The sequence below is a fragment of the Arthrobacter sp. NicSoilB4 genome (assembly GCF_019977335.1).
In the GTDB taxonomy this organism is placed as follows: domain Bacteria; phylum Actinomycetota; class Actinomycetes; order Actinomycetales; family Micrococcaceae; genus Arthrobacter.
In genome coordinates this window covers 1,479,430-1,493,804 of the sequence record NZ_AP024653.1, presented here as the reverse complement: position 1 = coordinate 1,493,804, position 14,375 = coordinate 1,479,430, and the positions used below count along the sequence as shown (strand labels likewise).

At 67.4% G+C, this 14,375-nt stretch carries 13 protein-coding genes and 1 tRNA gene; 4 read left to right on the top strand and 10 right to left on the bottom strand.

From position 1 onward, the window contains the following. Window positions 1-88: 88 nt before the first annotated feature. Together LDO13_RS06690 and LDO13_RS06685 are read left to right on the top strand one after the other, a co-directional pair. Window positions 89-958, top strand: a complete 870-nt coding sequence (locus tag LDO13_RS06690; RefSeq protein WP_224049231.1) for a DNA-formamidopyrimidine glycosylase family protein — start codon at window positions 89-91, stop codon at window positions 956-958. A gap of 170 nt (window positions 959-1,128) precedes the next feature. Then, window positions 1,129-1,725, top strand: coding sequence for an adenylate kinase (locus LDO13_RS06685; protein ID WP_224049704.1), 597 nt, complete (start codon window positions 1,129-1,131; stop codon window positions 1,723-1,725). A 56-nt stretch (window positions 1,726-1,781) separates the two neighbouring features. Here the strand turns inward: LDO13_RS06685 and LDO13_RS06680 are convergent. From LDO13_RS06680 to LDO13_RS06635, 10 genes are all read right to left on the bottom strand, one after another. Further along, window positions 1,782-1,858: transfer RNA gene (locus LDO13_RS06680), tRNA-Pro, on the bottom strand. Window positions 1,859-2,007: 149 nt separating this feature from the next. Then, window positions 2,008-3,558 carry a ribosome biogenesis GTPase Der gene (gene der, locus LDO13_RS06675; protein ID WP_224049230.1) on the bottom strand — a complete coding sequence of 517 codons (1,551 nt, stop codon included), beginning with the start codon at window positions 3,556-3,558 and terminating at the stop codon, window positions 2,008-2,010. Then, window positions 3,555-4,235: a lysophospholipid acyltransferase family protein gene (locus LDO13_RS06670; protein ID WP_224049703.1), complete on the bottom strand. Its 681-nt coding sequence runs from the start codon at window positions 4,233-4,235 to the stop codon at window positions 3,555-3,557. Before LDO13_RS06670 ends, der begins: the two co-directional genes overlap by 4 nt. 85 nt (window positions 4,236-4,320) lie before the next feature. Next, on the bottom strand, window positions 4,321-5,049 hold the full coding sequence (gene cmk / locus LDO13_RS06665; protein ID WP_224049229.1) for a (d)CMP kinase: 729 nt from the start codon (window positions 5,047-5,049) through the stop codon (window positions 4,321-4,323). Continuing rightward, window positions 5,049-6,158 (bottom strand): prephenate dehydrogenase, encoded by a 1,110-nt coding sequence (locus LDO13_RS06660; protein WP_224049228.1) that lies wholly within the window; start codon window positions 6,156-6,158, stop codon window positions 5,049-5,051. Before LDO13_RS06660 ends, cmk begins: the two co-directional genes overlap by 1 nt. A gap of 2 nt (window positions 6,159-6,160) precedes the next feature. Next, window positions 6,161-7,441: a pseudouridine synthase gene (locus LDO13_RS06655; protein WP_224049227.1), complete on the bottom strand. Its 1,281-nt coding sequence runs from the start codon at window positions 7,439-7,441 to the stop codon at window positions 6,161-6,163. A gap of 109 nt (window positions 7,442-7,550) precedes the next feature. Then, the gene (locus LDO13_RS06650; protein ID WP_224049226.1) at window positions 7,551-8,246 is read right to left on the bottom strand and encodes an SMC-Scp complex subunit ScpB; all 696 of its coding nucleotides are present in this window, start codon (window positions 8,244-8,246) and stop codon (window positions 7,551-7,553) included. Further along, entirely contained in the window at window positions 8,243-9,097 is an 855-nt protein-coding gene (locus LDO13_RS06645; protein WP_224049225.1) for a ScpA family protein, read from the bottom strand. Before LDO13_RS06645 ends, LDO13_RS06650 begins: the two co-directional genes overlap by 4 nt. An 8-nt stretch (window positions 9,098-9,105) precedes the next feature. After that, window positions 9,106-10,005: an AAA family ATPase gene (locus LDO13_RS06640; protein ID WP_056431118.1), complete on the bottom strand. Its 900-nt coding sequence runs from the start codon at window positions 10,003-10,005 to the stop codon at window positions 9,106-9,108. 301 nt (window positions 10,006-10,306) lie between these two features. Further along, complete coding sequence (locus LDO13_RS06635; RefSeq protein WP_224049224.1) at window positions 10,307-11,674, bottom strand: cation:dicarboxylase symporter family transporter; 1,368 nt, start codon at window positions 11,672-11,674, stop codon at window positions 10,307-10,309. Between the two features lie 138 nt (window positions 11,675-11,812). On the opposite strand from LDO13_RS06635, the gene LDO13_RS06630 reads away from it, so the two are divergent. Both LDO13_RS06630 and LDO13_RS06625 read left to right on the top strand, forming a co-directional pair. Further along, window positions 11,813-13,567, top strand: coding sequence for a sensor histidine kinase (locus LDO13_RS06630; protein ID WP_224049223.1), 1,755 nt, complete (start codon window positions 11,813-11,815; stop codon window positions 13,565-13,567). Beyond that, window positions 13,564-14,274, top strand: coding sequence for a response regulator (locus LDO13_RS06625; RefSeq protein WP_224049222.1), 711 nt, complete (start codon window positions 13,564-13,566; stop codon window positions 14,272-14,274). The genes LDO13_RS06630 and LDO13_RS06625 overlap by 4 nt, the downstream gene beginning before the upstream one ends. Window positions 14,275-14,375: the final 101 nt, after the last annotated feature.

Sequence of the window (14,375 nt, the reverse complement as noted above, 5' to 3'; positions counted from 1 at the left end):
CCGGTGAAAGTATAGGCATATCCGGCCCTGCCCGGGGAGGATTCTGCCATGATGAAGCGATGACTGAACAAGCCGAAACAGGCCGGCAATGCCCGAGCTTCCGGAGGTAGCTGCGCTTACGGACTATCTGGCCGGGCGCCTGCTCGGGACAGTGGTCAGCAAGGTCCAGATCGTTTCCTTCGCGGTCCTCAAAACCGCCGATCCCCCTTTTTCCGGGCTGGAGGGCAGGACCGTGACCGGGGTGCGCCGCTTTGGGAAGTTCGTCAGCCTGGAGGCCGACGGGCTGTATTTTGTCTTCCATCTGGCCCGGGCCGGCTGGGTACGCTTCACCGACGCGCCCACCGGGACCCCTTTGAAGATGGGCAAGGGCTACCTGGCGGCTCGGCTGTCCTTCTCCAGCGACTCCGGCCCGCTGGGCCTCGACCTGACCGAGGCCGGCACCAAGAAGAGCCTCGCGGTGTACGTGGTCCGGGACCCCCCCGACGTCCCTGGAATCGCCGCGCTGGGTCCCGATCCGTTCAGCCCCGGGTTCGATGTCGATACCTTGGCGGGAATTCTCGGTGCCAGTTCCCAGCAGATCAAGGGTGTCCTGAGAAGCCAGAGCGTGATCGCCGGGATCGGAAACGCGTACAGTGACGAGATCCTGCACGCCGCACGGTTGTCGCCGTTTGCCATCGCCAAATCCCTGGACCCGGATGCGGTGCAGCTGCTCTACGACGCCATCCATGACATCCTGGGGACCGCTCTGGAGGAAGCCCGGGGGAAACCGCCCAGCGAGCTGAAGGACACGAAGCGCAGCCACATGCGGGTACACGGCCGCGCCGGCGAAGCGTGTCCGGTCTGCGGTGACACGGTGCGCGAGGTGTCCTTCGCGGACACTGCCCTGCAGTACTGTCCGGGCTGCCAGACCCACGGAAAGATCCTGGCCGACCGCCGGACGTCCCGGTTCCTGAAGTAGGCGCTGTCTGAAATAGGCGCTTTCTGAAATAGGCGCTTCCCGAAAAGGCGCGGGCTTGCAGGGTGCGGAGCCCGCCGTCGTTCCCAGCTCCCTTGCGCTGGCGCCTCCGGGTGGACACGATACAAGGACGCTTGTGTACGCCGCCATAGGGAGTTGCCTCAACGATGCGAATGCTGATTATGGGTCCCCCGGGGTGCGGCAAGGGCACCCAGGCCGAGCGACTGTCCCGGCGCCTCGGCATCACCGGGGTGTCCACCGGAGAGGTTTTCCGTGACCACGTGAAGAACCAGACGCCGCTGGGCCGGGAAGTCACGGGGCATCTGGACGCGGGCGACCTGGTGCCCGACACCCTGACGAACCGTGTGGTGCGTGAGCGCCTGAACCAGAGCGACGTCAAGGCCGGGTTCCTGCTGGACGGGTATCCCCGAAACACGGCACAGCTGGCCGAACTCGACGTCATCCTTGCCGCCAGCGGGCAGGAGCTGGACGTTGCCCTGCAATTGCGGGTTGACGACGACGAACTCGTCCGGCGGCTGCTCCACCGCGCCACCATGACCGGACGCAGCGACGATACCGAGGACGTCATCCGGCACCGTTTGGAGCTCTACCAGCAGGAGACAGCGCCGGTGGCCTCCGCCTACTTACAGCGCGGGATCCTCCTGAGCGTCGACGGCCTGGGAAGCGAGGATGACATCTTCGGCCGGCTGCTTGCGGCACTCCGTGAGTCCTTCCCCGAGGCCATGCCCGATGCCACCACGCCCGGTTAAACATCAAAGGCCGCCTCCGGATTTCTCCGGAAGCGGCCTTTGACCTGCATTTCTGTTGGTCGGGCTGACAGGATTTGAACCTGCGACCCCTTGACCCCCAGTCAAGTGCGCTACCAAGCTGCGCTACAGCCCGCTGGTTCCGCCGTTCTCCGCTCCCGATGCCGCCCACTGGTATCCAGTGGATTTCATCTGAGCAGTCCGGCCGAACCACCTTGAAAAGCTTACACGATTCCGGAGGGTGCCCGTGACACTTTCAGCATGTCACGGGCAACTGTGTCGGAATTAACGCTTCTTGCCGCGCTTTTCCCGGACACGCATGTTGACCTCGATCGGCGTGCCCTCGAAACCGAAGGTCTCACGGAGCCGGCGCGTGATGAAGCGGCGGTAGCCCGGGTCCAGGAACCCGGTGGTGAAGAGCACGAACTTCGGCGGGCGGCTGGACGCCTGGGTGCCGAAGAGGATGCGGGGCTGCTTGCCGCCGCGCACCGGGTGCGGGTGCGCCGCGACGAGCTCGCCAAGGAAGGCGTTGAGCCGGCCGGTGGCGATCCGCTTGTCCCAGCTTTCCAGGGCGGTGTCCAGGGCAGGGACAAGCCTGTCCTTGTGCCAGCCGGTCAGCGCCGAGATGTTGACGCGCGGGGCCCAGGCCACGTGGGCCAGGTCCTGCTCAATTTCACGTTCCAGGTAGGTGCGGCGTTCGTCGTCGAGCAGGTCCCACTTGTTGAACGCGAGAACCAGGGCACGGCCGGATTCGATGGCCAGCTGCAGGATGCGGACATCCTGCTCGCTGAGCACTTCGTCCACCGCCAGGAGAACGACGGCGACCTCCGCCTTTTCGAGGGCGCTCTGCGTACGCAGCGAGGCGTAGAAGTCGGCGCCCTGGGCCATGTGCTGGCGGCGGCGGATGCCGGCAGTATCCACGAATCGCCACGTGCGGCCGCCGAGTTCGATGAACTCATCGACCGGGTCACGCGTCGTGCCGGCGGTGTTGTCCACAACAACGCGCTCGGAGCCGGCCAGCTTGTTCAGCAGCGAGGACTTGCCGACGTTCGGGCGCCCGATCAGGGCGATGCGGCGCGGACCGCCGGAGCGCTCCAGGCCTTCGATCGTGGAGAACTCGGGCAGCGTGTCCATGACGTGGTCCAGGAGGTCGGCGACGCCGCGGCCGTGGAGCGCCGAAACCGGGTACGGCTCGCCGAAGCCGAGGCCCCAGAGCGTTGCCGAATCCGCTTCCTGCGCGAAGTCGTCCACCTTGTTGGCCACCATGATGACCGGCTTCTTGGACTTGCGGAGCATCTTCACGACGGCTTCGTCCGTGGCGGTGGCGCCAACGGCGGAGTCGACGACGAACAGCACGGCGTCGGCGAGTTCCACGGCCATCTCGGCCTGTTCGGCAACACGGGCGTGGATGCCGCGGGCATCGTGCTCCCAGCCGCCGGTGTCGACCACGGTGAAGTTCCGGCCGTTCCAGGTGGCCGAGTACATCACGCGGTCACGCGTGACGCCCGGGGTGTCTTCCACCACGGCTTCGCGGCGGCCGAGGATACGGTTCACCAGGGTCGACTTGCCCACGTTGGGCCGGCCGATGATGGCCAGGACCGGGTCGAGCTTGACCGGGCCGTCGAAGTCCTCGTCGTCGTACTCACCGCTCAGGAGGGCGGCGTCGTCTTCATCCAGCTCGTAGTCGTCCAGGCCGGCCCGGAGGGAGGCCGCGCGGAGCTCTGCTTCCTCGTCGTCCAGGGCGGCGAGGTGCTCAGCCACCTGGTCGGTGCCGGTGGGCGTGTATTCGTCTTCGCCGGCGCCAAGGGGGCCGGAAGTTTGAGTCGTATCGCTCATTGCACTTTCCTTATGGGGTGATCTGCCGGCGTCCCGGCTACTGCTTCATGACGTTCTTGCGGGGAATCCGCGTCGGGCAAGGGCTGCCCTGTTCTTTGGATCGAGTCCTGGACATGGCGGGCCAGCGCGGCGCGGATCTCGGTTCCGGCCCTGTCCATTGAAACACGCCCGGTCTCGCCGGGCCTGCGGCTGACGTTCAGGGCTCCACCGAAGCTGACATGCAGCCGGCGGCGCAGCCGTGGAACGGCGTCAAGGTGTTCGCTGCCGGTCCGGGTACCGAGGATGGCCACGGGAACGACGGTCGCACCGGAGTTCAGCGCGAGCCAGGCGACGCCCTTGTTGATGGCGGAGGCTTCGCCGCTCCCCCGCGTCCCTTCGGGAAGGATGCCGACGCACCGTCCGGCGTCGAGCACGCTCTTGGCCGTGAGGAGGGCCGCCCGGTCGCCCGTGCGGTCCACCGCCAGCTGGCCGGAGGCCTGGAGCACGCGGCCGAGGAAGCCGGTGAACATCTCCTTCTTGACCAGGATGTGCATGGCACGCGGGGATGCCCCGAACATCACCGGCCCGTCAAGGAAACTGATGTGGTTCCCGGCGAAAATGACCGGGCCGGCCGCCGGGACGTTCGACCGTCCGGTGACCGAGGTCCGGTAAAGGACATGGTTGAGGACCCAGCCCACGGGCCGGCTCCAGACTGTCGTCCACGGGGCCGGGACCGGAGTCCGTTCCGGAGACTGCGCCGGAGTCCGTTCCTGCTGCCTGGCGTCAGTCACGGTTGAGTCCCTCGTGGTTCACGATGCGGTTCACGATGCTGAGTGCCGCGTCGACGGTCTCATCAAAGTCGAGTTCCGAGGAGTCCAGCGTGACCACGCCGTCGGCGGCCCGGGTGAAGTTCACCACGGTCGAGTCCTTCGCGTCGCGCTGGGTGACCTGCGCCGCGAGCTGTTCGGCGTTCTGGCTGCCGCCCAGCTGGATGCCCCGGCGGCGCAGGCGCGCCTCCTCGCTCGCGGTGAGCAGCATCCGCACTTCGGCATGCGGCGCGACGACCGTGGTGATGTCCCGGCCTTCAACCACCATGCGGCGGTGGTGCAGTTCGATCAGCCCGCGCTGCCGGCGGATCAGTTCGGTGCGGGCGCCGAGGGTGGTGGCCACGGCGCTGACGGCGGCGGAGATCGACGGCTCGCGGATCGCGAGGGTGACGTCGGTGCCGCCGACGCGGACGTATTCCTCCAGCGGGCTCGTGCTGATTTCCAGCGGCAGGCTCTCGGCGGCGGTCTCGACGGCGGCGCCGTCCTCCAGGTCCGTTCCGCTGTCCAGGCAGTACCAGGTCAGGGCGCGGTACATGGCGCCGGTGTCGAGGTAGGCCAGCTTGAGCCGGCGTGCCACCTCTTTGCTGACGCTGGACTTGCCCGATCCGGACGGCCCGTCGATGGCGACGACGAGGCTTTTTCCGGGGCGGAGGATGTCCACGGTTTCAATAAGTTCCTGGGTCATTACTGGAGTACCCGCCATCCGCGGTCATTGAGCGCTTCGATTAACAGTTCGTGCTTGTTGGGCAGCACGGAGATCTCCACCATGCCCACGTTCTGTCCCGAGGAGTGGTCCAGCCGGAGATCCTCGAGGTTGACGCCGATCTCGCCGATCTCCGTGAGGAGTTTGGCGATCTGTCCCGGCGTGTCGTCCACCAGGACGGTCAGCCACGAGTAGGCCTGCGGGGGTCCGCCGTGCTTGCCCGGGATGCGGGACTGGCCGGCGTTGCCTTCGCTGATCAGCTGGGCAAGGTCGAGCCGGGCCCCTGGCGCCGTCGGGTTCTCGAGCGTCCCGATGAGCCGGTTGAGGTCCTCACGGACGCCATGCAGGATCTCCACGACCTTGTCAGCGTTGGCACCGAGGATCTGCACCCACAGGGTGGGGTCGCTCGCCGCGATCCGGGTGACGTCCCGCAGTCCGTTGCCGGCGAGGGACAGCGCGTGCAGGGGCGTGCCCTGCAACCTGCTGGCCACAAGGGAGGACACCACCTGCGGCACGTGCGAGACGAGCGCCACCGCCTCGTCATGTTCCTCGGCCCCGAATTCGGAGACGACGGCGCCGAGGTCACCGGCCAGCGCACGCGCCGCCTGCAGTGCCTGGGGCGCTGTCTCCTCCGAGGGGCACAGGACCCACGGCATGGAGGTGAAGAGTTCGCCGCGGGCGGCGACGGGACCCGACTTTTCGCGGCCCGCCATCGGGTGGGTGCCCACGTAGCGGCTGAGGTCGGCGCCGCGGGCGCGGAGCTCGGCCTGGATGCCGGCCTTGACGCTCGCGATGTCCACGACTGTCGCCCCGGGGTAGTCCGCGAGGGCCCGTTGAACGACATCCGCAGTGACGTCCGGCGGCGCGGCGACCACCACGAGTTCCGGCTGCTCGCCGTCAAGGCGCGCCAAAGGCAGGCCTGCGCCGATGTCGACGGCGACGGCCTGGTTGGTGGGCGAAGGGTCGGAGAGGAAGACTGCCACCCCGCGGCCCCGCAGCCCCAGCCCGATGCTGGTGCCAAGGAGCCCGGTCCCCACGACCACTACCGGACCGTTGAGGTGGCCGCGGCCGTGGGTGCGAAAGGCGGACATGCCTACAGCCCTACGGATGCCAGCAGGTGGCCGACTTCCTGCTTGCCGAGGTTGCGGATGCTGCCCTGGCGCTGGTCGCCGAGGCCGATGGGGCCGACCTTAACGCGGACCAGGCGAAGCACGGGGAAACCGACGGCGTCGAAGAGACGGCGGACGATCCGGTTCTTGCCCGAGTGCAGCACAACCTCGATCAGCACGTGGCCCGGCGTCGAGTCCACGAGCCGGAAGGAGTCCACCGAAGCGATGCCGTCTTCGAGTTCGACGCCGGCCTTCAGTTCGGCGCCGATGCCCTGCGGGAAGGGCCCGCGGACCTGCACGAGGTAAGTCTTGGGGACTTCGTAGGAGGGGTGCGTCAGGCGGTTGGCGAGTTCGCCGTCGTTCGTCAGCAGCAGCAGCCCCTCGGTGGCGACGTCGAGGCGTCCGACGTGGAACAGGCGTTCGCCGTGGTTGTTGCGGACGAAGTCGCTGACGCAGGGCCGGCCGTCCGGGTCTTCCATCGTGGAGACAACGCCCTTGGGCTTGTTGAACACCATGTAGACCATGTTCTCGTCGAGCTGGATGCGGAGGCCGTCAACGTGGATCACGGCGGTCTTCGGGTCGACGCGGACGCCGAGTTCGGTGACGACCTGGCCGTCGACCTCGACACGGCCCTCGGCGATCATTTCCTCGCAGACGCGCCGGGAGGCGACGCCGGCCGACGCCATGACCTTCTGGAGGCGGATGCCGTCCTGGTCGTGCAGTTCAGACTGGGGCACCTCGGCGCGGGGTCCGCGCTTGCGGGCCGGCTTGCGCACTGGCCCGAGGCTCTGGCCGAAGCGTTCGCTGCCGAAGGCGCGGGAACCGGTGGCCTTGGCCGCTCCGGCGCCGACGCGCGGTTTGGGCTTGAGGGCGCCGGGGGTGCCGGGGGCCTTGCCGAAGCCGGGCTTGCGCGCGGCAGCCTTGCGGGCCGCTTCCTTGCCGGAGGGTGCCTTGGACTTCCAGTCCCCGGAGGCGGGCCGGCCAGCCGGCGGTGCGCCGTCGGGCCCCTGCAGGTCCGGATCGATGAAGGCCTCTTCGCGCGGCTTGGCGTGCTTGAAGGGGCGGTCGCCGCCGCCCTTGTAGCCGGCTCCCCCGCTGCGGCTGCCGCCCTGAGCGCCGCGGCCCGAGCCGCCCTTGTAGTCGGCTCCGCCGGTGCGCCCGGAGCCTCCCTGTGCGCCGCGGCCTGAGCCCTGCGCTGAATTTTGTCCGGCGCTGTTGCGTCCCGAACTGTTACGTGGTGAACCCTGGCGTCCCGCCTGTGTCATGACCCGTCCTTCGATTGTTGGCCACGGCCGCTGTCTCCCGACAGCACCCGCCGGCTGGGGCAAAAGCTTCCGCCCCGGTGGATTCTCGTGTGCGGGCAGTTGTTCCTGCCTACATTCTTCCTGAGTCGTAGAACTCTTCGATGCCTTCGAGCCCCGGAAGATGGGGTGAAAGTTGCGGCAATTCCGCCACCGAGCCGATTCCCATTCGCTCCAGGAAATACGACGTCGTGCGGTACAGGATGGCCCCGGATTCAGGATCTGTTCCCGAGTCCTCGATCAGCCCGCGCTGCGTCAGCGTCCGCACGACAGAGTCAACATTAACTCCTCGAATTGCAGACACCCGCGCCCTTGATACGGGCTGGCGGTAAGCGATGACGGCGAGCGTTTCGAGCGCCGCCTGCGTCAGCCTGGCTGTCTGTCCTTCAAGCACGAACCCGCCGACGATGTCGGCGAACTCAGCGCGCGAATAGATCCGCCAGCCACCGGCGATACTCCGCAATTCAAAACCCCGGGCGTTGGCACTGAAGCCAGCAGTGTTGATAGCGAAACTGGCATCGTCCACATCCGGGGCATTAACAGTATAGCCGTTATACTCCCGCTGCAGTTCCGCGAGCAGCCCCTCGACGACGTCGACGGTCAAGTTCAGCCCGGCGGCGAGTTCGACCGCCGTCGCCGGCTGGTCGATCACCATCAGGACGGCTTCGAGTGCTCCCCGGGCGCCGCCGGGAAGGCTGTCGACGTCGGGAAGGCTGTCAACGCCGGGGTGGCCTGTTACGTCGGGACCGGTGTCGGATGCTTCGTTCACGGCTGCTCCTCATATTCTTCACTCAGGTTCTCGCTGCTCCAGGCTTCGCCGTCGGCGGTCCAGCGAACCGTCAGGTCCCCCAGCGGGAGCAGCTGTTCGAACGCCACGGCCCTGTCCCGGAACAGCTCCAAGAGCGCCAGGAAGCGCGCCACGACGACGAGCGTGGACTCTGCGTCGGCAATCAGCGCCCGGAAGGTAAGCCGGGTGCCAAGCTGCAGCCGGTGGCCCATCAGCTCCGCCTGTTCCTTGACGCTGACGGGGGTGCCGTGAAGGTGGGCGAGGCCGACCTCGGTGGGTGCGGCTTCCTTGGGCTTGAGCGCTGACTCGGCCAGGCCGGCGAACTGCTGGGGGGTGTGCCGCCAGAGGAGCTCCGGCAGCAGCGCCGCGAAGTGGCCCTCCAGAGCGACCTGTCGCGGGTACCGTCCGGCCTCCAGCTCGAGGGTGGATCCCATCAGTCCCGCTACCTGCTTGAAGGCCTTGTACTGGAGGAGCCGCGCGAACAGCAGGTCGCGGGCCTCGAGCAGCGCAATGTCCTCCTCGTCCTCCACCTCTCCGGCAGGCAAAAGCCGGGCAGCCTTGAGATCCAGCAAGGTGGCGGCGATGACGAGGAATTCGCTGGCCTCATCCAGAGCCCACTCCTCGCCCAGTTTCTGCAGACCCTTGATGTACTTGATGAATTCGTCGGTGACGGTGGCAAGCGCCACCTCTGTGATGTCCAGCTGGTGCTTGGAAATCAGGCCCAGCAGCAGATCGAACGGTCCGGTGAAGTTGGTTAGCCGGACCTCGAAGCCGGGCTTCTTCCCGGCGGGCGCGAGCTCCGGCTGCGCTGTGGGAAGGCCTGTTTGCGCCACGGTCCTGGCTAGGGCGCGCCGCCGCGCGAAATGAGCTCTTTGGCGAGGTTGCGGTAGGCGTCCGCGCCGATGTGGTTGCCGGCGTAGCTGGTGATGGGCTCGGCAGCGACCGTGGCGTCCGCAAACTTGATGGACCGCTTGATGACGGTCTCGAAGACCTTGTCGCCGAAGGCTTCCACGAGGCGGGAGATCACCTCGCGGCTGTGCAGGGTGCGGGCGTCGTACATCGTGGCCAGCACGCCGTCGACCTGCAGCCGGGGGTTCAGGCGGTCCTGGACCTTGTCGATGGTCTCCACGAGCAACGCGACGGCGCGCAGGGCGAAGAACTCGCAGATGAGCGGGATGATCACGCCGTGCGCGGCGGTCAGCGCGTTGACGGTGAGCAGGCCCAGGGAGGGCTGGCAGTCGATCAGGACGACGTCGTAATCGTCCTCGACCTTCTTGAGGGCCCGGTCCAGCACCTGTTCGCGGGCAACTTCGTTGACGAGCTGGACTTCGGCGGCGGAGAGGTCGATGTTGGCCGGGAGCAGGTCCACGTTCTCGACGCCGGTCTTGTGGATCGCGTCGCGGATGTCGACCTTGCGGTCCATCAGGACGTTGTAGACCGTGAGATCCAGTTCGTGGGGGTTGATGCCGAGGCCGGCGGAGAGGGCGCCCTGCGGGTCGAAATCGACGAGGAGCACGCGGCGGCCGTATTCGGCCAGCGCGGCAGCGAGGTTGATAGTGGAGGTGGTTTTACCCACTCCGCCCTTCTGGTTGACCATGGCGATGACCCGCGCGGGGCCGTGGGATGACAGCGGTGCGGGCTCCGGAAAGTCGCGTTGAGGGCGCCCGGTGGGGCCCATGACGGCGTCTTCCAGATCGAGTTCGGTGCCTTCCAGAGTTGCTGAACCCTGTTCGCTGCTCACGTATCTATCCACACTTTCGATGACGGTGATTGTCGTGCTTGATATTGCTGCCGGCCTGATCCCTGCGCCTGATCAAAGCCTTGGAGATCAAGCCGAGCTTATTCCTCCCAAGGTTACAGCGCCCGACACGGTATTCCATGGACCTTGACAGCGGGCAATATTTGAGCCTCAACCTTCTGGTAGAAGTCGAAGGTTGCCCGGCCGGCGCAAAAAACCGCCCGGACGCTTGGCGGCGTCCGGGCGGCTTTTTGGGTCGTGCAGCGTCAGCTTTGATTCGCTGCGCCCTCAGTGCTGCTGCGGATCAGGCGTTCGCCAGAACCGGGCGGGCGGGCTCAGCGGCAGCTTCCGGGGCAGCATCATCCGTACCGTGGCCGGCGATCATGGTCTGCTCGTCGAAGGGTGCGTTGCCGGCGAGAACCTGCTCGACCCGTCCGCCGTCGATCTCCTTGACCCAGGTGCCGATCAGCACGGTGGCTACAGCGTTGCCGGTGAAGTTGGTCAGCGCGCGGGCCTCGGACATAAAGCGGTCGATGCCGACGATCATGCCGACACCGCCGAGCAGTTCCGGCTTGTGGGCCTGGAGGCCTGCAGCCAGGGTGGCCAGGCCGGCGCCGGTGACACCGGCGGCACCCTTGGAGGCGATGATCATGAAGATCAGCAGGGACACCTGGGCGCCAAGGTCCAGCGGGGTGCCCATGGCGTTGGCGACGAACAGGGAGGCCATGGTCAGGTAGATGGCGGTGCCGTCGAGGTTGAAGGAGTAGCCGGTGGGGACCGTGACGCCGACGACCGGCTTTGACACACCCAGGTGTTCCATCTTCGCAATCAGGCGCGGCAGGGCGGCCTCGGAGGACGAGGTGGAGAAGATCAGAAGGTATTCGCGGCCAAGGTACTTCATCAGCCGGAAGATGTTGACGCCGGCGACGATCTTGAGCAGGCCGCCGAGGATCACCACGATGAACAAGGCGCAGGTGACATAGAACGCGCCCATCAGGGTTGCCATGCTGAGGATGGCCTGCATGCCGGTGGCACCGACGACGGCGGCGATCGCACCGAAGGCGCCGACCGGGGCCAGCCACATGATCATGACCAGGATGCGGAAGACGAGGGCCTGGCCGTAGCCGACGGCCTTGAGGATCGGAGCGCCCTGCTTGCCCATCTGCTGGAGGGCAAAGCCAACCAGCAGAGCGGCGAGCAGAGTCGGCAGGACCGGAATGTCGCCAGGGATGATGCCCAGCAGGAACTCGACAGTGCTGTCCGTGGCCGCCTTCTTGGTCGGATCGTACGGGGCCAGCTTGAGGCCCTCGCCCGGGTGGATCAGGTTGCCGACCACGAGGCCGATGGCCAGCGCGAAGGTGGACATCACCATGAAGTAGCCCAGCGCCAGCCCGCCGACCTTGCCGACGGTGGCCGCCTTGGCGATCGAACCGATGCCCAGCACGATGGTGCAGAAGATGACCGGGCCGATCATCATCTTGATGAGCTTGATGAACCCGTCACCGAGCGGCTTCAAGGACTTGGCGAACTCGGGGAAAAGCAGCCCGACCAGGGCGCCGAGGATGACGGCGGCGATGACCGCGATGTAGAGATAATGGGACTTGTCGAGCCCCTTGCGCTTCTTGACCGGCGCCGCGGCCAATGCCGCCGACTCTCCTCGTTGAGAGGCCATGGTGTTCTCCTTGGATAGGCTGGACGTCGGTGGGGCCCCGGCTGTGGGCCCATCGCGTCCGTTCTGCGTGTTCCACCATCATTGGGGATGGGGTGACGCGCATCACCCTTGCGTTCATATTGGTCATGGAAGGTGTTGATGATCCACCGCTGGAGCATCGCCCGACGGCTGTTTGTGGCCCATCTGCTCTTTATGCTGGCCCTGACGGCCGTCGTCGGCACGGCCACGTTCGTTGATGCCCGCGACCACGCCTACGACGAGGCCGGGCGGCGGATGGCCGCCGTCGCGACCACCATGGCGGACAACCCCCTCGTGCTGGACGCGGCGGGCGCCGCGGATCCCACAGCCCTCCTTCAGCCCTACGCCCTGAAGGTCATGGCGGACGCGGACGCGGACTTCATTACGATCATGGCGCCGGACCGCACCCGGTGGACCCATCCCCGGGAGGAAGAACTTGGCAAGCCCTATATCGGCTCCATCGATGCGGCCCTGAACGGCCAGGTCTTCACCGAGATCACGTCCGGCACCCTGGGCCCGTCGGTGCGCACCATCGCCCCGGTCAAGGACGCGGACGGCACGGTGCGGGCCCTCGTCGCGGCCGGCGTGACCGTCAGCACCGTGGATGTCGCCGTCTCCGGCCGGCTGCCGGCCCTGGCCGCCATCGGGCTGGCCCTGCTCGCGGGCGGGTCGGCCGCATCCTGGCTGCTGGGGCGGTACCTTCGGCAGGTCACCCGCGGCTGGGGTCCGGAGCAGCTCGCCCAGCTCTTTGCCTACTACGAATCGGTCCTCCACTCGGTCCGCGAAGGCGTCATCCTGATCGACCCCAAGGGCAAAGTGGTGATGTACAACGACCAGGCCGCCGAGCTGCTGGGGCTCGCACCCCGCACGTCCGACGGCGCAGGCGCCTCAGGCAGTTCTGCCCGCGCCGAGGGCGGGGCGGCCGACGGCGGGAGGCGGGAGGCGCCGTCGCTCGCGGAACTCCCCCTGGCCCCCAGCCTCAGGGAACTTTTCGAATCGGGCCGTACCGCGCTCGACGAGATCCACCTGACCGGCTCGCGGATCCTCGTCATCAACCAGGGACCCGCCGTCGGGCCCGGCTCCGGTTCCGGACGCAGCAGCGCGCCGGCCTACGGGACCGTGGCAACGATCCGGGACCGCACCGAAATCGAGTCGCTCGGCAGCGAGCTGGAAACCATGCGCACGCTGTCCGATGCCTTGCGCGCCCAGACGCATGAGCACGCCAACCGGCTGCACACGATCGTCTCCCTGATGGAGCTGGGACGCGGCGCCGAAGCCCTGGATTTCGCCACCCAGGACCTGGAGCTCAGCCAGCGGCTGACCGATGACCTTGTGAGCTCCATCGAGGAGCCCGTGCTCGGCGCCCTCATCATGGGCAAGGCCGCGGAGGCCCACGAACGGGGCGTCGAACTGACCCTGAACACCGGAGGGAACGGGCATGGGCCCGCCCCGGTGACCGGACTGGCGGTGCAGGACCTCGTGGCGATCCTGGGCAACCTCCTCGACAACGCCATCGACGCCGCGGCCGAGGCACCGGCGCCGAGGCTGGTGGAGCTCACTGTGGAGGCGTCCGGCGACGCCCTGGAGATCACCGTGGAGGACAGCGGCCCCGGGATCGACCCGCAGGCAGTGGACGACATCTTCCGGCACGGCTTCAGCACCAAGTCTCCGGGGCCGTTCGGGCGGGGCCTCGGCCTGGCGCTGGTCCGCCAGGCCGTGCAGCGGCTCGGCGGTAGCATGACCATCACGAGTCCGGCCGGGGCGCTGTTCCGCGTCACGCTGCCCACGGCTTCACCTACCGGGCAACCGACAGACCTGCCGACAGGGCTGCCGGCATCACCGGCGGCATCATTGACCACCGAGGGACAGCAATGAGCGACATCCGTGTACTCGTCGTCGAGGACGAGCCCATCGCCGCGGCAGCCCACGCCGCCTACGTCGGCCGGCTGGAGGGATTCACGCTGGCGGGTTCCGCCCCGGACGGGCAGTCCGCCCTCCGGCTGATGACGGACTTCGCGGCGGCGGGCACCCCGGTGGAGCTGGTGCTGCTGGACATGAACCTGCCGGACCTGCACGGCCTCGACATTGCGCGGCGCATGCGTGCCGCCGGGCTGTTCGCGGACATCATCGCCATCACGGCCGTCCGGGAGTTGAACATTGTGCGGAGCGCGGTGGCCACCGGCGTGGTCCAGTACCTGATCAAGCCGTTCACGTTCGCCACGTTCGCGGACAAGCTCACCAGCTACCGGCTGTTCCGGGACCAGCTGGCCTCCCCCGCCGGCCATACCGGTTCCGGGGCCTCGCAGAGCGACGTGGACCAGGCCTTCGCGAGCCTGCGGGCCCCCTCCGAGCTGCCGTTGCCCAAGGGGCTGGCAGCGTCCACGCTGGACTCGGTGCAGGACTTCATGAAGCAGCAGTCTGGAGCCGTGTCCGCCAGCGAGGTCATGGACGCACTGGGCATGTCCCGGGTGACCGCGCGGCGCTACCTGGAATACCTCGCCGACGCCGGCACCGTCTCCCGGACGGCCCGCTACGGGACGCCGGGCCGGCCGGAGAACGAATACCGCTGGAGGCAAAACTAAGCGGACGCACTTTCCTCAGTGTCGACGGATACCGCGACATTAACTGCCTGTCGTTTCAGGACTCCCCTGCACTGCGTCCCGCGTGTTTCCAAGGTTGTGCA

What these genes read in the sequence shown, in the direction of transcription:
- der (WP_224049230.1), bottom strand. Translation starts at nt 3,558, where the DNA reads ATGAGCGATACGACTCAAACTTCCGGCCCCCTTGGCGCCGGCGAAGAC.
- LDO13_RS06625 (WP_224049222.1), top strand. Translation starts at nt 13,564, where the DNA reads ATGAGCGACATCCGTGTACTCGTCGTCGAGGACGAGCCCATCGCCGCG.
- LDO13_RS06630 (WP_224049223.1), top strand. Translation starts at nt 11,813, where the DNA reads ATGATCCACCGCTGGAGCATCGCCCGACGGCTGTTTGTGGCCCATCTG.
- LDO13_RS06685 (WP_224049704.1), top strand. Translation starts at nt 1,129, where the DNA reads ATGCTGATTATGGGTCCCCCGGGGTGCGGCAAGGGCACCCAGGCCGAG.
- LDO13_RS06660 (WP_224049228.1), bottom strand. Translation starts at nt 6,158, where the DNA reads ATGTCCGCCTTTCGCACCCACGGCCGCGGCCACCTCAACGGTCCGGTA.
- LDO13_RS06690 (WP_224049231.1), top strand. Translation starts at nt 89, where the DNA reads ATGCCCGAGCTTCCGGAGGTAGCTGCGCTTACGGACTATCTGGCCGGG.
- LDO13_RS06655 (WP_224049227.1), bottom strand. Translation starts at nt 7,441, where the DNA reads ATGACACAGGCGGGACGCCAGGGTTCACCACGTAACAGTTCGGGACGC.
- LDO13_RS06635 (WP_224049224.1), bottom strand. Translation starts at nt 11,674, where the DNA reads ATGGCCTCTCAACGAGGAGAGTCGGCGGCATTGGCCGCGGCGCCGGTC.
- cmk (WP_224049229.1), bottom strand. Translation starts at nt 5,049, where the DNA reads ATGACCCAGGAACTTATTGAAACCGTGGACATCCTCCGCCCCGGAAAA.